The organism is Candidatus Kinetoplastibacterium oncopeltii TCC290E (assembly GCF_000340865.1).
Taxonomy (GTDB): Bacteria; Pseudomonadota; Gammaproteobacteria; order Burkholderiales; family Burkholderiaceae_B; genus Kinetoplastidibacterium; species Kinetoplastidibacterium stringomonadis.
In genome coordinates this window covers 665,742-692,521 of sequence record NC_020299.1, presented here as the reverse complement: position 1 = coordinate 692,521, position 26,780 = coordinate 665,742, and the positions used below count along the sequence as shown (strand labels likewise).

The window sequence follows — 26,780 nt, the reverse complement described above, 5'->3', positions numbered from 1 at the left end:
TGGGATATTAAGATGTCTAAAAGTTATGAATCTGATATTACTTTTTTTATAAGAGAATATAACAAGAATAATCCATTATTAAGGAAGCAGCAGGTTGATGGAAGAAATATATTATGGGATCGAAAACTCGAAACAGACTTACTGAAAGAATTTGATTTATCTAGGGTTTCTCAAAAATCATATGTTTATCAAACAGATTAATAATTTCATTGTCCAGTTATGAAGATAGTATATTCAATCTCTGATTTGTGTAAGTTTTTAGACAGCGTAAATACTAAAATATCTTTCGTTCCTACAATGGGAAGTTTACACAATGGTCATTTAGAATTAGTGAATCTTGCTAAAGAAACAAAAAATTTTGTTGTAGTAAGCATTTTTGTTAACAGATTACAGTTTGGCCCAAACGAGGATTTCGATAAATATCCACGTTCCATAGATGAAGATATTAGTATTTTAGTTAACCAAGCTAAAACTGATCTATTATTTATTCCTTGTGAAAAAGAAATTTATCCAGAGTTGCAAAATTTTTGTGTAAATCCTCCAGAAGAATTAGGTAACATTCTCGAGGGCGAGACAAGAAAAGGTTTTTTTGTAGGTGTTTGCACAGTGTTGATGAAATTATTTTCCCTTATAAGACCATCAACCGTAGTTTTAGGGAAAAAAGATTATCAGCAATTTATAGTAGTTAAGAATATGTGTAAGCAATTTTTGTTGCAAACTAATGTTATAGGTCATGAAATAGTCAGAAATAAAAAAGGTCTTGCATTATCTTCTAGAAATAAATATTTAGATAATGATCAAATATTACTAGCTTCTACGCTATACGTTGTTCTAAATCATATAAAACATATGATCTTAAAAAATAATCATCTTTCAATTAAAGATCTTTTGCTTTTGGAGTATGATGCTATTAAAAAATTAGAAAAACATAAATGGTTTGTTAATTATATTACTGTACGTAAGCAATCAGATCTTTCTATTCCTAGAGAAGATGATTTATCCTTTCCAAGGAGAGTACCATTAGTTGTATTGGGAGCAGCCTATATTGGAGGTGTTAGATTAATAGATAATTTGGAAATCTAGAATTCTGAAATAGGCATATAAGTCAAGCGAGTTATTTTTAATTTATAAAACAACGCGCTTGACCTTTAATTTTTAAAAATCAAATGCTCATATTTTAAATTACAAAATACAAATTTTTATTAAATTATCAGTCTATTTTTTTAATTTATTGAATACTTTTTCTGCTATATCTATAGTTTTTTGAATGATGTTTTCATCATGTGTAGATGATAAAAAACAAGCTTCAAAAGAAGATGGTGCTATATATACACCTTCATTAAGCATTTCGTGGAAAAAATATTTGAATAATTCAGAATCACAATTCGACGATTCTAAGAAAGATGTTGGTACTGTATCACTGAAATATATACCTAACATGCCTCCTATATAATCAGCAGAGAATTTAAACCCAGATTTTCTTCCTACATTTTGTAGTTCTGACGACAATAAATTTGCATTTTTAGACAAAGTATCATAAAAACCTGGTTTCTCTAGTTGTTTTAGTGTTGCGATGCCTGCTGCAACTGCAACTGGGTTTCCTGAGAGTGTTCCTGCTTGATACACACCACCTTGTGGAGCTAAATACTCCATTATATTTTTTTTAGCTCCTATTGCTCCAACAGGCAATCCACCACCAATTATCTTAGCTAGTGTAGTTATGTCTGGAGATATACCAAATAAGCCTTGAGCACATGATGGCCCTACTCTAAATCCAGTCATGACCTCATCAAATATTAGTAAAGAGTCGTTTTGACTGCAAATGTCTCTTAGAAATTTTAAAAATCCTTCTTTTGGTTTTACTAGATTCATATTGCCTGCAACTGGTTCAACTATAATACAAGCAATATCTTTACCGTGTTGCTCAAATGCTTTCTCGATTGATTCTATATTATTAAATTCTAGCACTATAGTATCTTTTATAAAGCTATTAGGCACTCCAGAAGATGTCGGTTGACCTAAAGTTAGAAGTCCTGATCCAGCTTTTACTAGCAAGCTATCAGAATGACCATGATAACAGCCTTCAAATTTGATTATCTTTGTCTTATTAGTAAATCCTCTAGCTAGACGTATTGCTGTCATGGTAGCTTCGGTTCCTGAGCTAACTAAACGTACTTGTTCTATAGAAGGTATTCTTGATATTATAATTTCTGCTAGCTCAGTTTCTCCTTCAGTAGGAGCTCCAAATGATAATCCGTTTTTAACTGCTTCTATAACAGAATTTATAACTTCTGGGTTTGAGTGTCCTAAAATGGCTGGACCCCATGATCCGACGTAATCAATATATTGGTTTTCCTCAATATCCCAAATATAGGGACCATGTGCTTTTTTAATGAAACGAGGACACCCTCCAACAGATAGGAATGCTCTAACAGGAGAGTTAACTCCACCAGGTATACATTGTTGTGCTCGTTTGAAAAGATCTTTATTAGAAATCATGGTGTTAATTTTTGCTGTGAAACTATGAAGTAACAACTTTGTAAGGATATATTAATAAATCTCAATAGTGACATTACAAAGAGCTGATTATGTCATTTTTTATTTTTATAGAAAACGACAATTGATACATTATAAGCTTATTAATTTTTATAATGCAAATTGCTTTATTTTATTTGAGATAAGTTCTTTATATAGTCCTTATATTATCCATTTGCTTTCTAAATCTTATATATTAAAAAATTACCGAACATGATATTATCCAAAATAATTTTAAGCATTTTTCATTTTTAGATATCAGAGTCCTAATAATTTTATTTTATATGTATGCTCACATTATATAAAATAAGACATAAGCATAATATTAATATAATTTGTTCAAATATCTTTGAATATAAATTTAGGTCACAATGTTAAAAGAAACTTCTAATTGTATGTTTATTTTGTATAGTTTGCTTTATGATAATTTTTAATTTATACATATAATAAAAGGTTTTTATATATTTAATTGTAGGGATTATATGATTAAGGAAAAGGGCACTTCAATTAATTTGGTAAATCATTTTTTAATATCTACATCATATGATTTAGATAATAGATTATCTGGATCTGTGATTTATATTTGTGAACATAATACAAAAGGAGCTTTGGGACTGGTTATTAATAAACCTACCGAATTCACGTTAGGAAATTTATTTGAAAAAATTAACCTAAGTTTAGAAATATCAACAATAAGGGATAAGATTGTATTCTTTGGAGGGGTGGTGCAATCAGATTGTGGTTTTATTTTACATTCATATAATAGCAATTATAGTTCTACTATAAAATTAGGAGAGCTAGCATTGACTACATCTAAGGATATATTGCACGATGTAGCTGATGGTAAAGGACCAAATCGTTTATTGATTTCTTTAGGATATTCTGGTTGGGGAGCAGGGCAGCTTGAAGATGAGATATATAATAATGATTGGATAAGTGTACGGGCTGATTCTAGTATAATTTTTGATCTTCCTCCAAAAGATAGATATAGAGCTGCTTTAGGTTTATTAGGTATAAAAGAACAGACAAGCCTTGTGGACTATGCATGCTATGATTGAGGAAATTCTATTATCTTTCGATTTTGGTATAAAAAAAATAGGAGTAGCATTAGGCAATACATTGACCTTAGAGTCTCGTCCTCTAGAGATCATTAAATCAGAAAAAAACTCTGTTCGTTTTGATAGAATAGGCTTCTTATTGAAAGATTGGGGTGTCGATCGTGTTATTATAGGACTCCCTTTAAACAAAGACGGATCTGATCAAGAAATGACATACAGATGTAGACGTTTTGCTAATCAAATAAATGGCAGATTCAATATGAAGGTAAATTTTGTAGATGAAAGATATTCTAGTATTGATGCACAAAATTTAACGCCAAAGAATGATAACCTAGAGGATGCGGTAGCTGCTGCTATCATACTGCAAGATTATTTAAGAAGTTTTAGGAATTATTACTGATATCATTAATTTATTATTTTATGTTAAAAGGGACACTTATTATCTTACGATCATTTAACCTAATTGCTGTTAAACTTCTTCCCCATACACATCCAGTATCTAAACAAATTAAGTTTTTTTGAATAAATAAACCTAAGGCTGACCAATGTCCAAAAATTATTGTGATATCTTTTGTCTTCCTATCTGGCATTTCAAACCAAGGAACTAGATTTGTATCTTTTTCTTTAGCATCAGGATCTTTGATAGAAAAAACCATATTTCCTGTTATTCTGCATAAACGTATTCTAGTTAATGCATTTGTAATTGTTCTAAATCTTTTATTTCCTTTTAACTCATCATCCCAAATTAATGATGTATTACCAAAAATTTTCTTAATATTATGCTGCCAGTTTTTGTCGCGCAGCAAGTCTTGTACTTCAGATGCTAAAGATAATGTTTTTTTTATGTCCCACTGAGCCATTACTCCTGCATGCACCATTAGATTATTTTGTTCAAAATGAGCAAGTGGACGAAATCTTATCCAGTTTACAATGTCTATAACATCAGCTGAGTTTAATATTTCTTCCAGTGTGTCTGAACTCGATGATTTTCTGAATCCAGCAAACGTAGCTAGCAAATGCAGATCATGGTTTCCAAGTACGCAAACATTTCTTTCGTTTAAACTCATTAAATATTTGATCGTATCTAATGATTTTGGACCACGATTTATCATATCTCCAGCAAACCATAATTCTATATTTTCACCTGATGAGAATACTTTATGTGATAGTAATGTTCGTAACTGATCGTAACAACCTTGCACATCTCCAATTGCCCAAATCTCTTTTTTGTTAATTTTATCATGTTTTTTTATCATTAAATATTTCCCCTTTTTATAATTTTACAAATGGATAGGGTAAGGATAAACATACTGGGAATCAAAGTTATTACTATTTCTATTCAATTATAGAAAAAGCTAACTATATTTAATAATGAAATTATTAAATATATGAAAGCACTAATAATTAACGTTACAAATCTTCTAATCTTATTTTTAATTTATTTAGTCTCTATGCTATTTGCATCTATGAATTTCATGAGTAAATAATAGCAGATATACTAATTTATTGTATAACGCTATATCCTGTGTATTGGAAATAATATTTTTTTATAATCATGCAAATCAAGCAATGGCATTTAATCCATTGCTATTTATAAGTAAAAAATTTTTATCTATTTGTGTTTCACAGATACATTTTTAAAAAAGCTTGTATTTATATATTTATCTTGTTTGTTGCTTGATAAATTTTTAATAATAGAATTACTTATAGTTTTTATAGTTACATTTTTTAGAATCACATATTTTTTTATAAATTGACCATAATTAGCAAAATATTTTAGCTATTTTTTTATTTTTACTTACATTATTTATCATATTTACTGTATGAATTGTTATTTTGCTAGTATTCCTTAAGTTATTGATAATGTATTAATTATTAGATTGCTTGTGCGTTATTTTTCTATTAATGTCTTTAATTTTAAAATTCTGAATTTCAGAAGTTGGTACTAAATAATCTGATAAGAATATAGAAAAATACTAATTATTTTTTGACGACAAATTTATATATACTGTACTTTATACTAAGTTGTTAATATCTATTAAATCATCTAAAAGTCCATGTGTAATCAAATTATGAAAGCAGAATATAATAATATATCAATCAATATTATATATATTTTCAATTAAAGAAAAAATATTCAATAAGTTTAGTAGCGATAATAATTTATCTACGAGTATTGTTTTAGCCAAATATAAAGTAATATTAAACATCTAATTTAGCGATATTTAAATTATTTATAATGATTATATTTTACTTATAAATTGATTATTTACTAGACATCAATTCTCTTATAGATTCTAATATAGTTGCTGTTTTTGGTTTTATTTTAAGCCAAATAAAAAAACTTTCGGCCGCTTGTTCAACTAGCATACCTAATCCATCTGAACACTTTGTAGCTCCATCTAATCTGGCTTGACGCATAAAAGGAGTCTCAGTTTTACTGTACATCATGTCATATGCAAGAGAGTTACTTTTATAATATAAATTTTCAGGTAAATCTGGTGCTACATTAGACAAGCTACTTGTTGTAGTATTTATAACAAGATTCCAAGGCCCATTTTTATTGGCTTCTGAAAGCAACACGTGATTAATTATTTTTTTACTTTTATTTTTACATTCCTCTACTAGATTTTTTGCATTAACAACTGTCCTATTTGTAACATTTATTTCAGCACAAGGTGTATTTATTATAGTTTGAACAGCTCCTCTAGCAGCTCCTCCTGCTCCTACTATTAATATCTTGGCATTTTCAAAATTAAAATTTAGTCTGTCTAGATCTCTTAATAATCCTACTCCGTCAGTATTACATCCATGCAGGACCCCATTTTTTAACCAAATCGTATTAATAGCTTTAGCTATCTTAGCTCTTTCTGATATACAATTGTCATCTATTATAGAAAATGCTTTTCTCTTAAAGGGAACTGTAATATTTAATCCAGATCCACCTTTTTCAAAGAATTTCTTCACTATTTCTTCAAAGCATTCTTCTGATGAAAAGATTTTTTCATAAGATATTGAAATTCCTACCTGTTTTGCAAACATCATATGTATATCAGGAGAACGACTATGTGCAACAGGGTTTCCAATTACTGCATATTTTTGCATTCAAATAATTCCTATAAAGATCAAATTTTAATCTAAAACTTGATTATATCATTTAATATAATTAGCTATATGGCGCAAATCACTGTATGTAATTGCAAGTTAACTTGCAATTCAACTCATCAATACCTATTATTTCTACTTCTACGACTGAGCCTTTTGGAATTTTAGGCATATCAATTATATTGACTAACAGAGGGACTTCAATTAATTTTATCAGGTTATCTTTAATTACATATGCAGTAGTTTTCTTGATTCCATTTTGTGTCAGCCATTTTATAGACCAGTAATTCTCTATTTCATTTTGAAAATTTGATATGGCTGAGTATCTAATATCAAATTCTTGTATTATACCTATAAGATCATTGCATCCACTTCTGAATGGAGAGAATAAAGGTGCTGCTATTTCATTTTCAATTATAGAAATTAATTGCCATTGATTAACAAGATCAATATATCTCCTTAGTGGAGAAGTGCTCCATATATACTGCGGGACACCTATCCCAGAATGAGGTAATGGTATAGTCCCAACCCTCACTCTGCTCATCGGTTGTTGAGATCTATATATTCCAGGCACATTATATTTTTTCATCAATCCTCCCCATAAATTGTTTGCAAGGATCATAAATTCTGATACTACTAAATTTATAGGGCAGTCTCTTTTTCTTTTCTCTATATGTACTATTGTATTAGGGTCATTAGTGTTGCCATCGAGATAAAAAGAGAAATCTATATAAGAATTATTTTCTGGAAATCCTCTGTTGATTTGTCTTGCATAATTTAGTTTTTGTGCAATTTTCCATAATGGTCTTATCCAGTGTGAGCATGTTATGTCTTTCTCAAGATCCTCTAGATTGGATTCTGTATATTCTTCTTCTAAATGGTTAATTCGCAGATTATCTTTTACTTTTACGAGCTCTATGCGAGAGCGAGATTCAGTAATAATGCAATTTTTATCAAAAGTTACATATAAAGACAAAGCGGGGACTTCTTTACCTTTATCAAGAGAAAATTTTTCTATTATCTCATCTGGTTGCATCTGTATTTTCTCGCTTGGCATGTATATAGTAGAAGCTCTAAATCTTGCACTAATATCATATGCACTACCAGGCTCTATGCCCAATCCTGGAGCTGCTATATATATTCCTACCTCCATTGCCCCATCTGATAGCTCTTTTACGGATAAACCATCATCTATCTCTGTAGTATTTTTATCATCTAATGAGTAGATTTCATTGTCAGACAAATCTAAATTTTTAATTATTTTGATACTATCGAATTCAGGAAAATTTAAACCATTTGGAAAGTTTATTGAAACAAATCTTTTCTTAAATAAGGTTAAGGTGTTAGGCCAAGTTTTTAAAGATAAAAGTAATTCTTCTGGTGATTTTTTTAATTCTGTACATGCTGCGTTTAATGCTTTCCAATAAATAGATTTTTTGTCTGGATTTGTTATTAATAATTCTGCATTTTCACGGATAACTTTAGGCAGAATACCAGTTATAAGTTGGTTTTTTATATATTCTTGTTCTTGTTCTATTAATCTTTTCTTTTCTATATTTATTAAGGCTGATGATATCGCAGAAAACGTAGCTGATACATATTGTCCAGTACCTTTTTTATAGAAATATATAGGTGAATTATGTAATAAAATCAATATACTAACATATTCTATATTTGTCGGATTATGTCCAAAATATTCTGTTGCTAAGTCTATAGCCTTAAAATTGTTATCAGGTGAGCATTCCCATAGAAATTTTGTATCTATTTCTTTTGATATTTTTTTAGCTTCTTTCATTAGTGTATGTGGCTCAGGAATGTCAAATTTAAATAAACAATTAGATTGTTTTATTTTTATGTGTTTGCCATATTCTGAAATTATCTGAAGGTTATTATCAGTTTCAGAGATTATACTACCTGTTCTGAAGGTGTTACCTTCATCATAGAAAACATACATATTCATGGTTTATTCTGTATTTTGATAAGTAAATATTATTAATATTTTCATAAGGCGAATACTCTATAAATTTATATTGTTTTCATGAAATATTACATAATTGTATTTTCAAACATTTTTAAAAAAATAGTTTAGTGTATTGCAATATGTGATTTATTATTTTATGTTTTTGAGCTATTGTAATTTACATGTTTTATGAAATATATTATTAGATTTAATTTAGAATAATACATAGAGTAGAATTATAGGTTATAATTCTACTAGAATTATTCTAGTTATATAAAATACAGGATATTGTTATTTGAAACAATCCGTAGTGCTTCCGCTAGATCAAAATAATTTGCTAAATATAATTTGTTATATACTATGGTGGCATTTCAATGGCAAAAAACATATTAGTTTTACATGGTCCAAATTTAAATTTGCTAGGAGTCAGAGAACCAACCATATATGGAAATTTATCATTGTCTATGGTAGATAGCAGCCTTAGAAAAATTGCCTCTGAAGCTGTGGTTGATATTTCAATAATGCAGAGTAATCATGAAGGCCACCTTGTTGATATAATTCACGATTCCCGTTTAAAAAAAAATGATTTTCTAATTATAAATGCCGGTGCTTATACCCATACTAGTATAGCATTGCGTGATGCAATATCTGCTGTATCTATTCCTTTTATAGAAGTACATATATCCAATGTTTACAAAAGAGAATCTTTTAGAAATTTTTCTTATTTGTCTGATATTGCTATCGGTGTTATATCTGGTCTAGGAATTAATGGATATGAAGCAGCATTAAGATATGCTATAAACTACTAATTTTATTTATTTTATAAATTTCTCTAGAAACGGCGCTAAATTAGTTCAAGGCATACCTTTACTATCGGTACTTATGGTTTTACTCTTGGAAAAAAAATGGATTTTGAAAAAATTAAAAGATTAATAGATTTGGTTGCTGAATCAGGTATTACTGAGTTTGAAATAACAGAAGGTGATGAGAGAGTTCGTATAGTAAAGTCTTATAGTTCTGATTACAAGACTAGTTCAGCTGCAGATTTAGTTAGTACCACAGAAAAAAAAATAGATACTACGGTTGTGGATAATTCTTATATTGTTAAAGCTCCGATGGTCGGCACTTTTTATCGTTCACCAAGTCCTGGTACTCCTGCCTTTGTAGATATTGGACAAATTGTTAAAGAAGGAGATCAGCTTTGTATAATTGAAGCTATGAAGTTATTGAATGAGGTAGAAGCTGATAAGTCTGGAGTGATAAAAGAGATATTGGTAGATAACGGAGCACCGGTAGAATATGGTCAACATTTATTTATTATTGATTGAGTAAGAAAAAATGTTTGAAAAAATACTGATAGCTAATCGTGGCGAGATTGCATTGAGAATACAAAGAGCTTGTCGAGAGATGGGGATAAAAACTGTTGTAGTTCATTCGGATGTGGATAAAGATGCAAAATATGTGCGTTTAGCAGATGAATCTGTATGTATTGGCCCCGCTCCATCAAAAGATAGTTACTTAAATATGCCTGCGATTATTTCTGCTGCTGAAGTGACTGATGCAGAAGCAATTCATCCTGGTTATGGTTTTTTGTCAGAGAATGCCGATTTTGCAGAAAGAGTGGAGCGAAGTGGATTTATTTTTATAGGCCCTAAACCTGAAACTATACGTAAAATGGGTGATAAGGTTTGTGCAAAAAGAATAATGATGGCTTCAGGAGTACCGGTAGTTCCAGGATCTGATGGTGTTCTAGCAGATGATCCAAAGACCATATTGGATATAGCTAGAAAAATAGGATATCCAGTAATTATAAAGTCAGCTGGTGGAGGTGGCGGGAGAGGTATGAGAGTTGTTTATACCGAAGCTGCATTATTAAATGCAGTTGTAATGACTCGCTCTGAGGCAGATGCAGCTTTCAATAATCCCAATGTTTACATAGAAAAATTTTTAGAAAATCCTAGACATATCGAAATACAAGTTCTATCTGATGGAGATCGCCATGCATTATGGTTGGGAGAGAGAGATTGTTCTATGCAGCGACGTCATCAAAAAATAATTGAAGAAGCTCCAGCTATTGGGATTCAGAGAAAATTAATTGAACGTATAGGTGATAGATGTGTCGATGCTTGTAAAAAAATTGGATATAGAGGAGCAGGAACATTTGAGTTTTTATTCGAAGATGGCGATTTTTATTTTATTGAAATGAATACTAGAATTCAAGTAGAACATACTGTTACAGAACTCGTTACTGGTATTGATTTGATCCAGGAGCAAATAAAGATAGCTGCTGGAGAGAAACTATCATTAAGACAAAAAGATATAAAAATAAAAGGACATGCTATTGAGTGCAGAATAAATGCAGAGAATCCATTTAATTTTTTACCTAGTCCAGGAAAGATAACTAGCTGGCATACTGCTGGAGGACCTGGTGTCAGAGTCGATTCACATGTATTTGATGGCTATGTTGTTTCCCCATATTACGATTCTATGATAGCAAAGTTGATTACATATGGTGATGATAGGAATCAAGCCCTATCTAAAATGAAGGTGGCTTTATCAGAGATGGTAGTGGATGGAATTGATACAAATATTTCTTTGCATAGAGAGCTATTACAGGACTCAAGATTTATTGAGGGAGGTACTAGTATTCATTATTTAGAGCAGAAATTATCACAGAGAATATAACTCTGTTAGTTATTGATAAATTGTAAATATTTAGAGGAGTATTATTTGAAAGAGTTATCATTTTACTGTGATGCCTTTTATGTTGATTTTTTATCTGATGCGTTTATGCATTTTGATGCATTATCTGTTTCTATTGAAGATGCTGATGCAGATAGCTTGTCAGAAGAGCCTATTTTTTTAGAGCCTGGTTTTTCAACAGATAAATTTCACTGGAGTAGAAATAAGGTAACTATTTTAATTAAAGAAAAAGTAAATCCTATAGAAACTTTAGATTCTGTTCTAGATTATTTAGGGATGAGCGATAAAAATATAGATTGTGTATCAATTGTTGATTTGAAAGAATTAGATTGGGTTTCATTAGTTCAGTCAGAACAGTATCCGATTTTTGTAACAGAACGTATTTGTATAATCACTAGTCAAAATTATATAACTAGCATTAATATTAATAACACATTAAGCAATATTTATTATATAGAAATAAATCCAGGTTTAGCGTTCGGAACTGGTAGTCACCCAACTACTAGTCTTTGTCTATCATGGTTAGATAGTAATATTAGAAATGGTGAGTCAGTACTCGATTACGGTTGTGGTTCTGGGATTTTAGCAATTACATCTTTAAAACTTGGTGCTGGAAGGGTCGTGGCAGTAGACATAGATAATCAAGCTATTTCTTGTGCAAAAAGCAATGCAATTAAAAATAATGTTGATCTCATAGTTTGTAATCCGGAAGATATGCCTGTAGATACATATGAAATTGTTATAGCTAACATCCTATCTAAACCGCTCCAATTGATGGCTAATAAATTATCTTCAATGGTTCAGCAAAATGGCTATTTGGTTTTATCTGGAATTCTTTCTAATCAGGTAAAAGATGTTATCCTAGCTTATTCTTCATATATTAAACTTCAAGTTTGGAAAGAAGTAGATGGTTGGGTATGTTTATACGGGAAGAATTTTATTAAATGAAGATTAGAAATTATTTACATGATATTTGAATGATGAATATTCTAATCTTCATTGTTCTTAGTAATATTTTTTATTACTCCCAAGTCAAAGTGCCGCCAGTTTGATATTCGATTACACGAGTTTCAAAAAAATTACGTTCTTTTTTCAAATCTACCATTTCTGACATCCATGGAAAAGGGTTAATTTCTTGTTCAAATAGTATATCCAATCCTATCTGTTGAGCTCTTCTATTAGCTATGAATCTTAAATAAGATTTAAACATGGAAGAATTAAGTCCTAACACACCTCTTGGCATTGTATCTTCAGCGTAAGCATATTCTAAATCAACGGCTTTATAAAATAATGAAATTATTTCTTCTCGGAATTTTTGTGTCCATAGTTGAGGATTTTCTAGTTTTATTGTATTAATAAGATCTATACCAAAATTGCAGTGCATAGATTCATCTCTTAATATATACATATATTGTTCTGCAGCACCTGTCATCTTATTTTGTCTTCCTAAAGACAGTATCTGAACAAAACCTACATAAAAAAATAAGCCTTCCATTAAGCAAGCAAATACTATTATAGATTTTAATAGTGTTTGATCTGCTTCTAATGTTCCGGTTTGAAATTTTTTATCTGATATAGCATCTATAAAAGGAATTAAAAACTCATCTTTTGCTCTTATTGATTCAATCTCATTATAAGCATTAAATATCTCAGATTCGTCGAGGTCTAAGCTTTCAACTATGTATTGATATGCGTGAGTATGAATAGCTTCTTCAAAAGCTTGTCTTAATAAAAATTGACGACATTCAGGAGCAGTGATATGTCTATAGGTTCCAAGTACTATGTTATTAGCAGCTAAAGAATCAGCTGTCACAAAGAATCCCAGGTTTCTTTTTACTATTAATCTTTCGTCATTAGTTAATCCGTTTGGATCTTTCCATAGTGATATATCACGTGACATGTTAACTTCTTGAGGCATCCAATGATTCGCGCATGAACTTAAATATTTTTCCCAAGCCCATTTATATTTAAACGGTACCAGTTGATTAACATCAGTCTTTCCATTTATTATTCTCTTTTCAGAAGCTATTACTCTTTTTGCAGTTGGATTTAGGTTGTTTGTCATAATATGTATTCCGTTATGTAACAATAAATTTTATTGACAGACTTCACACTCTTCATCAGAGTTATTATTTATTTGACATATTCTGGATATTTCTTCATTAATACTAACTGAATTTAATTCTCCACCTTGTCCTGTTGATTTTTCTGTACTTGTTGCCCCCATAGCTCGTAGATAATACGTTGTTTTTAGCCCGCTTATCCAAGCTAGTTTATATGTTTCATCTAGTTTTTTTCCAGACGCACCTGCCATGTATATATTTAATGATTGTGCTTGATCTATCCATTTTTGACGGCGTGAAGCACATTCTACTAACCATTCTGGCTGAATTTCGAAAGCAGTTTTATATAAATCACGTATATCTTGTGGTATACGGTCTATACGAGATAGACTACCATCGAAGTATTTTATATCAGCGACCATTACTTCATCCCAAATATTTAGTTTTTTTAAATCATTAACTAGATATTCATTAATAATAGTAAACTCACCAGATAGATTTGATTTGACATATAGGTTCTGGAATGTAGGTTCTATACTTGCAGATACTCCAATTATGTTTGATATTGTTGCTGTTGGAGCTATTGCTACACAGTTTGAGTTACGCATCCCATGTTCTACTATATGGCTTCTCAAATATTTCCAATCCAATTGACTTGACTTGTCCATTTTAACATAACCACATCTTTCTTTTTCTAATAACTCTATCGTATCTTGCGGAAGAATACCATGTGACCATAAAGAACCCTTAAATGAGCTATACTTTCCTCTTTCTTTCGCTAAATTACTAGAAGCCAGGTAGGAATAGTAGCATATCGCTTCCATAGATTTGTCAGCAAAATCTACTGCTTCTTTTGAAGCATAAGACAAGCGCATCATATGTAAACAATCCTGAAATCCCATGATTCCTAGGCCAACAGGCCTATGCTTTTTATTTGATTGTTTCGCTTTCAATACAGCATAGTAATTTATATCAATAATGTTATCTAACATTCTCATTGCTATTGTAGTAGTTTTTTGCAATTTCTCCATGTCAAGTTCAAATGAATTATTATCAGATATCTTCATGTGATTATTTAGATTGATAGAACCTAAATTACACACTGCTATTTCAGTCTCGCTTGTATTTAATGTTATTTCTGTGCACAAATTAGAACTATGAATTACTCCTATGTGCTGTTGAGGTGATCTTATATTACATGTATCTTTAAAAGTTATCCATGGATGACCTGTTTCAAATAACATTGATAACATTTTTCTCCACAATGACACAGCAGGAAGTTTTTTGAATAGTTTAATTTCTCCATTTATAGTTTTTGTTTCATATTTATTATAAGCATGCTCAAAGTCTTTTCCGTATTTTTCGTGCAAATCTGGGCAGTCAGAAGGTGAAAATAAAGTCCAATCCTTATTTTCCATTACTCTTTTCATGAAAAGATCTGGAATCCAATTAGATGTATTCATATCGTGAGTACGCCTTCTTTCATCACCAGTATTTTTCCTAAGTTCCAAAAATTCTTCTATATCTAAATGCCATGTTTCAAGATAAGTACATACAGCTCCTTTGCGCTTCCCACCCTGATTAACAGCAATAGCAGTATCATTTACAACTTTTAAAAATGGAACTACCCCTTGGCTTTCTCCATTGGTTCCTTTTATATGGCTCCTTAATGCTCTTACTGGAGTCCAGTCGTTACCAAGACCACCAGCATACTTAGCTAATAAAGCATTTTCCTTGATAGAATCATATATTCCTTCCAGATTATCTGGAACTGTTGTCAAATAACAAGATGACATCTGAGCATGTTTTGTTCCAGAATTAAATAAAGTTGGAGTAGAACTCATAAAATCAAAAGAAGATAAAATTTTATAAAATTCTATTGCTTTTTGATTTTTATCTCGTTCTTTAATTGCTATTCCCATAGCAACTCTCATAAAAAATACCTGTGGAAGCTCTATTCGTTTTCCGTCCATATGTAAAAAATAACGGTCATACAGAGTCTGTAGACCAAGATATTTAAAATTTAGATCTCTATCGGCATCAATTGCATTTCCCAACAAAGCTAAATCATAATTCTCAAGGTCTGGGGATAAAACTCCTCCCTTTACTCCAAGCTTAATAAAATTATGAAAATATTCTGCATAATTTTTATACATTTCTTCATGAAAGATTTCTTTTCCTAGTACTTCTCTTCTTATTGTATGCAGTAGAATTCTAGCAGTTACATAGTTATAAGATGGTTCTTTTTCTATCTTTGCTCTTGTTGTAAGAATTATTGATTTAAATACTTCTTTAATTTGTATTCCATCATATAAATTTTTAAGAGTTTCTTTTATGATTATTTCTATATCTTCTTCACTTATTATGTTCTCTAATCCAATAACTGATGATTTTATAATTGATTTTAGAGATGAAATCTTAAGTATGTTTATTTGATTATTTTCTTTCACTGTAATGGAACTTTCATCATCATTTTCATTCTTTTTATCTATTAATATTTTTGATAAATTTCTTTCTTGATTTCTTTTTTCTCTATATAAAATATAAGCCCTAGCAACATCCTGAAGTCCTGCTCTCATCAGCGATAATTCAACATGGTCTTGAATATCTTCTATATGGAATGATCCACCATTTGGTTTATTTCGTATCAATGCATATATAACTTGATTTGTAAGTTTCTCAATTAATTCTCTAGTACTAATAGAGATTATTCCCTGTTCATTACGTACTGCTATGAACGCTTTTGTTATTGCAATATTGATCTTATTAGGAATAAAATTAACAACAGATCCGTCACGTCGAATCACTTTATAATCTAACCACTTGTCAATATCATTTTGTTGTTTTTTGCTTATAACTGATGAGTCATCAATTATAGAGATTACTGTTTTTTGCATGAATAAATCCTAAACCAAGGCTTAAATTTTAAGGTGCTTTAATCACACTGGATTTGCTATATCCCATCGTTGTTGGCATAAAAAGATAGCATTTCAAGCAGATCTAGAGGATTGAAGTATAGAAGGTAATAAGATAATTTTAGTTACTGATCATCTAACATACAAGAGAAAAATTTGTTTTCAAAATTGTCTTGACCTGATCATGAAAAAGGTATCTGACTGAAACAAAATCTTGTATGCTTTAATGAATTGCCATATCTGTGAGTGACTATGCTTTGCAGCATACTAGATATTTGTAATTAGCTTATGCTTTGCTTAGACGGCTAAGCACCTTATCTTTACCTAGTAAAAATAATACTTTATTAATTGATGGAGTATTAGTTTCACCTGTTAAATATATTCTCAGTGGTAAAGCAATTTGTTTCATTATTATATTATTTTCTGAAATTATCGTTTTAATGATTCTATCTATTTCTTCCATTTTCCATTCTATTTTATTTGCCATGTGAATAAATTTGCTTATGAGATGAATTGTTTTCTCATCAATATATCTATTTTTTAAATCATCAGTTATTTCTATATTTTCTTTATAAAAAATCATCGTATTCTCAGCCAGTTTATTTAGGCTATTAGATCTTTCTTTAAAAAGGTCTATTATGGAATTAAGATCATTTTCATTCGGATCATAATTATGCTCTACTATCATTGGTATTATCATGCTTGCTAGGATGTGAGTATCTTTATTTTTTATATAATAAGAATTAATCCAATCAAGTTTTTTAGGATCCCATTGCGACGGAGATTTGGATAGATGTTTGATATCAAACCATTTTATTAACTGCTCTGTACTAAATATTTCATCATTATTATGACTCCATCCAAGGCGAGCTAAATAATTAACCATTGCTTCAGGAAGGTAGCCCTGTAACTTATATTCCATAATATTCATGGCTCCGTGCCTTTTAGACAATTTTTCTCCATCTGTTCCTAATATCATAGGTAAATGTCCATACTCAGGAATTTTTACATTCAATGATTTTAGTATATTAATTTGCCTTGGAGTATTATTAACATGATCATCACCACGCAAGACATGAGAGATTCCCATATCTAGGTCATCTATAGCAACACAAAAATTATATGTAGGTGTTCCATCAGAACGAGCTATTACTAAATCGTCAAGCTCTTCATTTTTAAAACTGATTCGGCCTTTTACTAGATCATTCCACGATACTATGCCAGTTGAGGGATTTTTAAAACGTATTGTTGGATTGCGATCTTCTGGAATATTAGGTAGAGTCTTATTAAGTTCAGGTCTCCATGTTCCATCATATTTTGGTTTTGCCCCGTTTTTTCTTGCTTTCTCTCTCATTTTTTCTATTTCTTCTGTTGAGCTATAGCAGTAATAAGCAGTACCAGCTTTTAGCATTTTTTTTAGCAATTCTCTATATCGGTCCATTCTTTGAGTTTGATATATAATTTCTTCATCTGAGGTTATTCCTAACCAAGACATACCATCTATTATTGATTTTATGGCTTCTTTAGTTGATCTTTTTATATCTGTATCTTCTATTCGTAGTAAAAATATACCGTTATTGTGTTTAGCGAAGGCCCAAGAAAACAATGCTGTACGAGCTCCTCCAAGATGAAGAAAACCTGTTGGAGAGGGGGCAAAACGAACACGCACTGTATTATTATTGTATGAATTCATATAAATAAATTAAATTGTTAAAATTGAATACTTATTTGTATTAAATAAAAATATAATACATAGACAACATTATAATAACAGCAAATATTTTTATTTGTTTTATCTTATTTTTAATAGGGTGTATTATAAATTAATGTCAAGACATTTCCTTTCTCCTTTGTTAGAACCATCTTCGTTATTATTATGTTCTGATAAAAAAATAAATAATATATCTCTACCGGACAATATAAAAAAAAATCTTATATGTATTACTTGCCTTCAAAATAGAGATCTGTCTATAAAATACTATGATAAATACAACATTAATATCGTAGATTCCATAGATTTGATAATAGTGTGTGTTCCAAATATTATTTTGAAGGAAACGTTATATTTCTTAAGACAGTTTAATCCAAAAGCTGCAATTATATTAAATCATGATGCATCAGTTTTGTGTTCAAAAGAAATAAAAGATTTATGCAAAAAATGGGCTATTGATTGTAAGTGTGAGCTATTGGGTCCTGATTCTTTTGGGATACAGCGTCCAAGTGCTTTTTTAAATCTAAGCCCTAATTTTCCTACTGTTAGATCTGGTAGGGTAGCATTGATTTCTCAATCTAGGTCTATTGTTTCGGTGATTATAGATTGGGCGGCGGGAACTAACGTAGGATTTTCATTGGTTTTATTTACCGGAAAAGAAACATCACTAAGTTTATCAAAGGTAATCGATTATTTAATTTGGGACTATTACACTGATAGCATCGTTCTATATTTAGAAAATATAGATGATGTCAGAGAGTTTATAAGTGCACTAAGGGCATTGGCCAGAATAAAGCCAGTGATAGTAGTAAAAGCAGGTCATCATGATTATGATGATATAGTATTTAGTGTTGTTATGCGAAGAACGGGTGCAGTTAGGATGAGATATTTCTCACAGCTGTTTTCTGCAGTTAAAGTATTAGCTTATCCGAATAAATTAAATGGTAGAAAAATTGCGCTATTATCAAACGGTACTGGGCCTCTCAAACTAGCTCTCGACAAGATTTATGCCTCCTCTATGCTTTTAAAAAGCAATCTATCGGAAAATACTATAAATTCTATAAAGCCATTATTTGATAAGCTATCAGTATTTGATTGTTGCTCTATTATAGTAGATAGATTTTTAGATAAAGATATTGTTATAAAAATATTAAATTTATTTTTGTCTGATGATAATATAGATGGAATACTTGTGTTATTAGCTCCTGATTACTATTCAGATATGTTATCTATAGTTGAGGCATTGACAAAAATTATATCGGAAGTAAAAAAACCAATAATTACATGTTTGATGGGTGATTTTGGAATAAAATCTTTAGGTGAAGTATTTGGTAGTTCTAAAATACCGATATTTCAAACTCCCGAGTCATCTGCTTATGCAATGAATGTATTAGCAGAACATTATTACAATCAGCAACTTCTTCTGCAGGTGCAGCCATCGATTCCTTTTTATATTTTACCAAACCTTGATGATATAAGATCTCTATTCAGTTTGATTATTTCAAATGGTAGACATACTTTAAATCAACAAGAAATAAAAACAATGTTTAATGCGTTTGACATGAAGATTAAATTTTCTTTAGAAGGAAAGTTTTTGGCTGGATCAAGCGGTCCTATTGAAATACGTGTATGGAGAGATAATATATTTGGTCCAGTTATACAACTTGGTGTTAGTATTATCAAGAACAACTATAAATATAATACAAGCACTTTGAATATGGAAATACCACCGCTAAATAATTTTCTAGCAGGACAACTTATAGAGAGAAGTAATGTATTTATCAATAAATCAGATATTAACCATAATCATTTTCGGCGGTTGCAATTAATATTAGTACAAATTTCTGAAATGTTGATAGCTCTTCCAGATATATATTATTTATGTCTAGGGCCATTTTTTATTACAAATTCTGATATAGTTTCCGATCATTCGTCTGTAGAAATTATTAAATATGGCAATAACAATCTTGTAAATATTGATTATCCGCATATGGCGATTCATCCATATCCTTCTGATTTGGTGAAAACATGTTGTTTGAAAGACGAAACTATCTGTTTAGTTAGACCAATACGTCCAGAAGATGCAGAGATGCTACAAGATTTTATTAGAGGATTGTCTGATAGATCTCGCTATATGAGATTTATATCTGCAATGAGAGAACTAACTCCTAGGATGCTGTCACATTATACTCAAATTGATTATCAAAGGGAGTTAGCTTTAGTAGCAATTATAAATGAATCTGATGGTAAATATAATAAAGATGTTATGATTGGTTTTGTGCATTGTTTGTGTAATGAGGATGGTTTAGGTGTTGAGTATGCTTTAGTTGTCGGCGACAATTGGCAAAGACTAGGTTTAGGTAATAAACTCATGATTTACATGATAGATGCAGCAAAAAAAAGAGGTTTTAAATATATAGATGGTTTTGTTTTAAGCAATAACAGACCGATGCTAGCTTTGCTAAAAAATCTTGGATTTATTAGCAAAGCTGATCCAGAAGACAGATCAATATGCAGAGTGTATTTTAACTTAAATAAATATTAATTCTTTATTGTCATTTCTTTTATTGCATTGCTTACATCTCTCAATTCATCAGCACATATACTGTGTTCAATATTATAATACTTAGATTTTATATTTTTATAGCCATTCATTCTTAATAATTCTACATACTCTATTGAGTGAGATGGCATTATCACTGAATCATTTGTGCCATGACCAACAAAAATATCTAATTCTTGATGATGATTTAATTTGCTAATAAGATGTTTTTGTATTGGCAAATAACCTGATAGAGCAATTATACCATTTATTTTTTCAATTCTGCTTAATCCAACATACAATGCTAATGCACAACCCTGTGAAAAACCACCTAAGATAATATTACTAGCTTTAATACCTATTGACTTTTCTTTGTTTATCAAATCATTTACAATACAAGCCGATTCTTCTATCTCAGAAATATCATCTTTTCCATTAAAAATATTTGATTTTATATCATACCATGCTTGCATTTTCAGTCCGTGGTTTAATGATACATTTCTTTCAGGTGCATTAGGACATACAAAACGTATATTTAGATGATTAATGTCTAAATTATTTAAAATCTCCATACTATCTTGTGCATTTGCCCCTAAACCGTGAAGCCATATTATTGTATGTGAAGGTTTTGTTCCAATATCTATCTCAAGATTTCTTTCTTTATTTATTAACATAAGTTATCTAGTTTATATGGTTATTATATAGTAAAGTGTCAGCTACAATTATTATTTAACAAAAATAGGCAATACAAGATCAATATTTATTAGTACTTATATTATAATACTTACATGAAAAGTTTTAGATAATATTTATTAAAGGCAGCTTAATCATAATTTATGAATAAAGAAAAAGAACATTTTAAAGAGCTCATTGAGAGATCATTAAAGAGCGCGAAAAAAATTGGTGCTAATGAATCATGTGCAGAAATCTCTGAAGGTAGGGGACTATCAGTTTCCGTACGTAAGGGCAACGTAGAGACTATAGAGAAGTCACATGATAGAATGTTAAATGTAGTAGTTTTCGATGGAAAGAAGAGTGGATCAGCATCTACCTCTGATTTTTCTTTTGAGGCAATAAATAAGACAGTAGAAGCTGCTTGGCATATAGCAAGATATACAGCTATTGATGATGCTTCAGGGCTCCCAGATGAGATTTTATTAGCAAAAAAATTTAGAGATTTTAAGTTGTATCATTTATGGTCCAAGTCTGTAGAAGAAATGATTTCTATTGCGAAGCAAACTGAAGAAGCAGCTATAAATTTTAGCAATAGTATAGTAAATACTGACGGATCATTTGTTAGCTCAGGTCAAAGCTATTCTTTATTAGGAAATAGTTTTGGTTTTTTGGGTAGCAGAATATATTCTCAATATAGTTTATCAGTTGTGCCGATAGCATGTGGAAATAAAGGAAATATGCAAAGAGACTATTGGTATGATGCTAATAGCAATCCATTGAATTTATCTGATCCATCATATATTGGAAAATATGCTGCTGAAAGAGCGGTAGCTAGATTATCAGCTCGTCGTATAGCAACTGGAAACTTTCCTGTAATCTTCGAAGCACCAGTAGCTTTAGGGTTAATAGGTTCTTTTGTTCAAGCAGCTAGTGGTGGAGCTTTGTATAGAAAGGCTAGTTTCTTAACAGATACTCTAGGAAAACATATTTTCCCAAAGCATGTAGATATTATTGAAGATCCTCATATAGAAGGAGCAATGGGCAGCACGTCTTTTGATTCTGAAGGAGTATCAACAAAAATGCGTTCTGTTGTTTCAAGCGGGGTTCTTAATGGTTACTTTTTATCTTCTTATTCAGCTAGAAAGTTAGGTTTAATTACCACTGGAAATGCAGGAGGATCTCATAATCTTCGTATGTTTTCTTCTAAAACAAAAGATAATGATGATTTGAAATCAATGATAAAGCAAATGGATAAAGGCTTATTAATAACTGAATTAATAGGTCATGGCATTAATTATGTTACAGGTGATTACTCCAGAGGTGCTTTTGGATTCTGGATAGAAAATGGTGAAATACAGCATGCAGTAGAGGAGATAACTATTGCTGGGAATTTAATGGATATGTTTAAGCAAATTATCTTAATTGGTTCTGATGTGATTTCCAGAGGTACCAAAACAACAGGATCAGTTTTGATAGAAAATATGTCAATTGCTGGCACATAAATTAATTATCTTAATCTAAGTTGTATAGTTCGAGTATTTTGATTGCAAATAATATTATTTTATGTAAAAATCAAAAATTAGACCCTTTAGAGTATTGTACGGATGATTTATAACGTCTAGGCATAATTTATAGTTTTACAGCTAAATTTATATGAGCTGTATCAGTAGGTCTTGTTATCACCAGCTTTTAGCTGGATTTTTATACTAAGGATTGACATGAAAACCTTTGTGGCTAAACCGCATGAAGTTAGGCGAAGCTGGTTTGTTATTGATGCCAAGGGAAAGATTCTGGGTCGTGTAGCCAGCGAAGTTGCACGCCTTTTGCGCGGAAAACACAAGCCTGAATTCACACCACACGTTGATACTGGCGATTTTATTGTAATAATCAATGCAGCAGATATAGTAGTTACTGGCAATAAAGCTAGAGATAAGACTTATTATAGACATACTACATATCCAGGTGGAATACGTGAGATAAGTTTCGAGAAAATGCAACAACGTTTTCCAGGTAGAGTAATTCAAAAGGCTGTTAAAGGCATGTTGCCGAAAGGGCCTTTAGGATATGCAATGATAAAGAAACTTAAAGTATATGCTGGCTCTGAGCATCCACATGCTGCGCAGCAGCCTATTGCTAGGGAATTACGAGTATGATAGGGAATTGGAATTATGGAACTGGGCGACGTAAGACTTCTGTTGCCAGAGTTTTTATTAGAAAAGGCACAGGTAAAATCATAATTAATGGTAAATCATTAGATGATTTCTTTGCTCGTGAAACTGGTAGAATGATCGTTAAGCAACCATTAGTTAATGTTGGATATTTAGATTTTTTTGATATAAAAGCCAATGTTCATGGTGGTGGCGAGACAGGTCAAGCAGGTGCTGTACGTCATGGCATTACTAGAGCTTTAGTAGATTATGATAAAGAACTTAAACCTTCTTTATCTAATGCTGGATTTATAACTCGTGATGCTAGAGAAGTTGAACGGAAGAAAGTTGGTCTACGAAAAGCACGTCGTAAAAAACAATTTAGTAAGCGTTAATCTAGTTACAATACGGTCGTTATTAAACGACCGTTATTTTTTGTATTTATGTATATTGCATCTTTTTAAATGCAATTTTGCTTTTAATTCAATCAAATGCTCTTTGATAGTGTAAGATACTCTTTGTTTCTGAAATATTGGTTCTTTGATAGTTAATGGTTTTGTTATGAATAATAATTTCAATAGAAAAATTAAAGTTGGTATAGTTGGTGGCACTGGCTACACAGGTGTAGAGCTGTTACGTATATTAATACAGCATCCCAATGTGGAATTATTAGTTATAACTTCCAGAAAAGAATCAGGGTTATACGTTTCAGATTTATATCCAAACTTGCGCAACCATATAGACCTAAAGTTCTCTTCATTAGATAATCCAGAGCTAATGAGTTGTGATATTGTTTTTTTTGCAACACCTCATGGTGTTGCTATGTCTCAAGCTGAAGCTCTTTTGAAATCTGGTGTTAAAATCATAGATCTAGCTGCAGATTTTCGTATTAAAGATGTAGAAATTTTTGAGAAATGGTATAAAATTGAGCATTCTTGCCCAGATGTTTTGAAAAATTCTGAATATGGTTTAGTAGAATTAAATCGTTGCAGAATTGTTAGATCAAACGTGATCGGAAATCCAGGGTGTTATCCTACTACTGTAATATTAGGATTAACCCCATTATTAGAGCATCCTGAGCCTTTGATAGATTTAAATGATATAATAGCTGATTGTAAGTCAGGGGTTTCTGGCTCTGGAAAGAAGTTAGAAATATCAGGATTATTCTCTGAATCGTCAGATAATTTTAAAGCATACGGTGTTCATGGACATCGTCATCATCCTGAAATTGTTTCACAAATAGAAAAAATATCAGGCAAAAAAATTAATTTGACTTTCGTTCCTCATTTGGTGCCAATGATTAGAGGCATGTTCTCTACTATTTATGCAAAGATACTTCCACATGCTTTAGATGTAGATTATCAGGAATTGTTTGTTAAGCGTTATGAACATGAACCTTTCATAGATGTTATGCCTTTTGGATCTATACCAGAAACCAGATCGGTCCGTTCTTCTAATAATCTTAGGATTGCGATTTATCGTCCAAATAATAAGGATAGATTAATTATATTAGTTGTACAGGACAATCTAGTAAAAGGTGCTGCAGGTCAGGCTGTGCAGAATATGAATTTAATATTTGGCTTTAAAGAAACTATTGGCTTGGACTCTATATCTATTCTACCTTAGCGACCTGTTTATTTAAATTTTTTATAACGAGATTTTTATGGATCTTGATAAATTTGTTAATAATGAATCTAAATTGATTTTTACTGAATCTGCTATTAATAAGGTTAAATCTCTTTTAGAAGAAGAAAGCAATCCTTCATTAAAATTACGTGTTTTTGTTCAAGGTGGTGGTTGTTCTGGAATTCAGTATGGTTTTACATTCGATGAAGCCCAAGATTCTGAAGATACTATAATAGAAAAGGAAGGAACAAGTTTTTTGATAGATCCTGTAAGTTTGCAATATTTATTTGGTGCTGAAATAGACTACAAAGATGATATTGAAGGATCGCAATTTGTCATTCGCAATCCAAATGCTGTTACAACTTGTGGCTGCGGCTCTTCTTTTTCTGTATAGTTATTTAAAATAATTTATGATTGCTAGTTATTTGCTGTAGGAAATTTTTATCGATTCTGACTGTAATTTTTCTAAAAACCTCATTTGTTCTTTATAGAATTCTACCTTACTATCAAAATTCTTTTGTATAGAGCCATCTATCTTTTTTGATGTTGGCAATTTTATGGACAAAGGATCAACAGGTTTGTTGTTGATCCTTAGCTCATAATGTAAATGAGGGCCTGTAGCCCATCCTGTTGAGCCAACATACCCTATTAACTGTCCTTGTAATACTTTTTTCCCTTTATGTATTTTTGGATCAATTCTACTTTGATGCGCATATAAGGTTGAATATTTATTGAAATGTTTTAAAATGACTACTTTACCATAACCATTTTGCCATCCGGAAAACTCTACTACTCCTTCAGCTGTAGCATATATAGGTGTACCTGTCGGTGCTACATAATCTACTCCTTTATGGTCAACAATAGTTTTTCTTATAGGATGTACTCTTTTTCCAAAAGTAGAGCTTATACGGCTAAATTTTATAGCAGAACGAAGGAATGTTTTTTTTAGACTATCACCATTAAAATTATAATATCCTCCTTCAATTTTTCTATCATTATCAAACCATATGGCATCATGCATTCTATCATTGCTTTTAAATTCTAAAGCTAGTACTTTACCTGAACCTAAGTAAAGACCATCGTACATTTGTAATTCATAAATAACCCTAAATTGATCACCAATGCGTATATCTCTAGGAAAATCTACTTTAGTGCTTAATATATTAGTCATTTGCATTGTTATAAAATTAGGAATGCCAGCATGTTCTGTTGCTTCAAATAGTGAGGACTTTATAACCCCAAAGGCTACTCTAATTTGTCTTTCTGAATAATTTGTTTTTTCTGATGCAGAATAAGATAGCTCTTTATTAGAAACAATATGCAAGTACTTGCATATTGTTTGATCTCTATTGTTATAATGAGGTGTATGCAAATAGCGTAACCATATAAGGTTTCCATTTAGGTCAGTAGCAGCCTGTATTTGGCGTCCAGGAAGCAATTTGCGAATACTGTTGGTTTCAGGATTTTTTGCAATAAAGTTTTGCAATTTCTCTAAGTTTCTTACTTTTAAACGTTGTAGAATACTCCTTAGAGTATCTCCCTTTTTTATAATAGTTTCATTAATATAGGGAAGATTATCTTCATTTGAATCGAGAAGTCTATGATCGTAATCGAACAAAGATTGTTCGCTTCGAAGAATTTTTGATTGAGGTGTATCAGATTTATTTGTATTGCGTTTAAACATGTATAATGGAGTTACGCAAAAAGCAAATAATATTATTATCGATATAAATCGACGCA

The 26,780-nt window shown here is 30.8% G+C and carries 23 protein-coding genes; 14 read left to right on the top strand and 9 right to left on the bottom strand.

The genetic code is table 11. The features are described 5' to 3' along the window. Positions 1-12 precede the first annotated feature (12 nt). Positions 13-201: a DUF3460 family protein gene (locus CONE_RS03135; protein WP_015397290.1), complete on the top strand. Its 189-nt coding sequence runs from the start codon at positions 13-15 to the stop codon at positions 199-201. Between the two features lie 18 nt (positions 202-219). Then, positions 220-1,083, top strand: coding sequence for a pantoate--beta-alanine ligase (gene panC / locus CONE_RS03130; RefSeq protein WP_015397289.1), 864 nt, complete (start codon positions 220-222; stop codon positions 1,081-1,083). Between the two features lie 132 nt (positions 1,084-1,215). Here panC and hemL read toward each other — a convergent pair whose 3' ends face one another. After that, complete coding sequence (gene hemL / locus CONE_RS03125) at positions 1,216-2,499, bottom strand: glutamate-1-semialdehyde 2,1-aminomutase (RefSeq protein ID WP_015397288.1); 1,284 nt, start codon at positions 2,497-2,499, stop codon at positions 1,216-1,218. Between the two features lie 518 nt (positions 2,500-3,017). Here hemL and CONE_RS03120 point away from each other — a divergent pair. Further along, entirely contained in the window at positions 3,018-3,593 is a 576-nt protein-coding gene (locus CONE_RS03120) for a YqgE/AlgH family protein (protein ID WP_015397287.1), read from the top strand. After that, on the top strand, positions 3,586-3,993 hold the full coding sequence (ruvX, locus tag CONE_RS03115; RefSeq protein ID WP_015397286.1) for a Holliday junction resolvase RuvX: 408 nt from the start codon (positions 3,586-3,588) through the stop codon (positions 3,991-3,993). The genes CONE_RS03120 and ruvX overlap by 8 nt, the downstream gene beginning before the upstream one ends. A 13-nt stretch (positions 3,994-4,006) precedes the next feature. Here the strand turns inward: ruvX and CONE_RS03110 are convergent, their stop codons facing one another. From CONE_RS03110 to CONE_RS03100, 3 genes are all read right to left on the bottom strand, one after another. Further along, positions 4,007-4,849 (bottom strand): symmetrical bis(5'-nucleosyl)-tetraphosphatase, encoded by an 843-nt coding sequence (locus CONE_RS03110; protein ID WP_015397285.1) that lies wholly within the window; start codon positions 4,847-4,849, stop codon positions 4,007-4,009. A gap of 1,009 nt (positions 4,850-5,858) precedes the next feature. Then, positions 5,859-6,698, bottom strand: a complete 840-nt coding sequence (gene aroE, locus CONE_RS03105; RefSeq protein ID WP_015397284.1) for a shikimate dehydrogenase — start codon at positions 6,696-6,698, stop codon at positions 5,859-5,861. Positions 6,699-6,777: 79 nt separating this feature from the next. Further along, on the bottom strand, positions 6,778-8,658 hold the full coding sequence (locus tag CONE_RS03100; protein ID WP_051033139.1) for a ribonuclease catalytic domain-containing protein: 1,881 nt from the start codon (positions 8,656-8,658) through the stop codon (positions 6,778-6,780). A gap of 374 nt (positions 8,659-9,032) precedes the next feature. Between CONE_RS03100 and aroQ the strand changes: the two genes are divergently transcribed. From aroQ to CONE_RS03080, 4 genes are all read left to right on the top strand, one after another. Beyond that, the gene (gene aroQ, locus CONE_RS03095; protein WP_015397282.1) at positions 9,033-9,467 is read left to right on the top strand and encodes a type II 3-dehydroquinate dehydratase; all 435 of its coding nucleotides are present in this window, start codon (positions 9,033-9,035) and stop codon (positions 9,465-9,467) included. A gap of 96 nt (positions 9,468-9,563) precedes the next feature. Further along, positions 9,564-9,986, top strand: coding sequence for an acetyl-CoA carboxylase biotin carboxyl carrier protein (gene accB, locus CONE_RS03090; RefSeq protein WP_015397281.1), 423 nt, complete (start codon positions 9,564-9,566; stop codon positions 9,984-9,986). 10 nt (positions 9,987-9,996) lie between these two features. Beyond that, entirely contained in the window at positions 9,997-11,343 is a 1,347-nt protein-coding gene (accC, locus tag CONE_RS03085; RefSeq protein WP_015397280.1) for an acetyl-CoA carboxylase biotin carboxylase subunit, read from the top strand. Positions 11,344-11,388: 45 nt separating this feature from the next. Then, entirely contained in the window at positions 11,389-12,309 is a 921-nt protein-coding gene (locus tag CONE_RS03080) for a 50S ribosomal protein L11 methyltransferase (RefSeq protein ID WP_015397279.1), read from the top strand. A 73-nt stretch (positions 12,310-12,382) separates the two neighbouring features. Here CONE_RS03080 and CONE_RS03075 read toward each other — a convergent pair whose 3' ends face one another. The 3 genes from CONE_RS03075 to gltX all read right to left on the bottom strand — a co-directional run bounded on the left by CONE_RS03075 (position 12,383) and on the right by gltX (position 18,032). Next, positions 12,383-13,426 carry a ribonucleotide-diphosphate reductase subunit beta gene (locus CONE_RS03075; protein ID WP_015397278.1) on the bottom strand — a complete coding sequence of 348 codons (1,044 nt, stop codon included), beginning with the start codon at positions 13,424-13,426 and terminating at the stop codon, positions 12,383-12,385. Between the two features lie 30 nt (positions 13,427-13,456). Beyond that, on the bottom strand, positions 13,457-16,321 hold the full coding sequence (locus CONE_RS03070) for a ribonucleoside-diphosphate reductase subunit alpha (protein ID WP_015397277.1): 2,865 nt from the start codon (positions 16,319-16,321) through the stop codon (positions 13,457-13,459). A gap of 304 nt (positions 16,322-16,625) precedes the next feature. Next, the gene (gene gltX / locus CONE_RS03065; RefSeq protein WP_015397276.1) at positions 16,626-18,032 is read right to left on the bottom strand and encodes a glutamate--tRNA ligase; all 1,407 of its coding nucleotides are present in this window, start codon (positions 18,030-18,032) and stop codon (positions 16,626-16,628) included. 133 nt (positions 18,033-18,165) lie between these two features. On the opposite strand from gltX, the gene CONE_RS03060 reads away from it, so the two are divergent. Next, a complete protein-coding gene (locus CONE_RS03060; RefSeq protein WP_015397275.1) occupies positions 18,166-20,595 on the top strand; it encodes a GNAT family N-acetyltransferase in 2,430 nt (809 codons plus the stop codon). Here the strand turns inward: CONE_RS03060 and CONE_RS03055 are convergent. Next, complete coding sequence (locus CONE_RS03055; RefSeq protein ID WP_015397274.1) at positions 20,592-21,266, bottom strand: alpha/beta hydrolase; 675 nt, start codon at positions 21,264-21,266, stop codon at positions 20,592-20,594. The two genes, CONE_RS03060 and CONE_RS03055, sit on opposite strands and share 4 nt — an antisense overlap. Before the next feature lie 162 nt (positions 21,267-21,428). Between CONE_RS03055 and pmbA the strand changes: the two genes are divergently transcribed. The 5 genes from pmbA to erpA all read left to right on the top strand — a co-directional run bounded on the left by pmbA (position 21,429) and on the right by erpA (position 25,434). Beyond that, positions 21,429-22,769 (top strand): metalloprotease PmbA, encoded by a 1,341-nt coding sequence (gene pmbA / locus CONE_RS03050; protein ID WP_015397273.1) that lies wholly within the window; start codon positions 21,429-21,431, stop codon positions 22,767-22,769. A 216-nt stretch (positions 22,770-22,985) separates the two neighbouring features. Beyond that, complete coding sequence (gene rplM / locus CONE_RS03045; protein ID WP_015397272.1) at positions 22,986-23,420, top strand: 50S ribosomal protein L13; 435 nt, start codon at positions 22,986-22,988, stop codon at positions 23,418-23,420. Further along, a complete protein-coding gene (gene rpsI, locus CONE_RS03040) occupies positions 23,417-23,809 on the top strand; it encodes a 30S ribosomal protein S9 (RefSeq protein WP_015397271.1) in 393 nt (130 codons plus the stop codon). The genes rplM and rpsI overlap by 4 nt, the downstream gene beginning before the upstream one ends. A 166-nt stretch (positions 23,810-23,975) precedes the next feature. Continuing rightward, a complete protein-coding gene (argC, locus tag CONE_RS03035; RefSeq protein ID WP_041862213.1) occupies positions 23,976-25,040 on the top strand; it encodes an N-acetyl-gamma-glutamyl-phosphate reductase in 1,065 nt (354 codons plus the stop codon). A 37-nt stretch (positions 25,041-25,077) separates the two neighbouring features. Further along, positions 25,078-25,434, top strand: a complete 357-nt coding sequence (gene erpA / locus CONE_RS03030; RefSeq protein WP_015397269.1) for an iron-sulfur cluster insertion protein ErpA — start codon at positions 25,078-25,080, stop codon at positions 25,432-25,434. Between the two features lie 27 nt (positions 25,435-25,461). On the opposite strand, the gene CONE_RS03025 is transcribed toward erpA, so the two are convergent. Beyond that, entirely contained in the window at positions 25,462-26,724 is a 1,263-nt protein-coding gene (locus tag CONE_RS03025; RefSeq protein WP_235043356.1) for a M23 family metallopeptidase, read from the bottom strand. Positions 26,725-26,780: the final 56 nt, after the last annotated feature.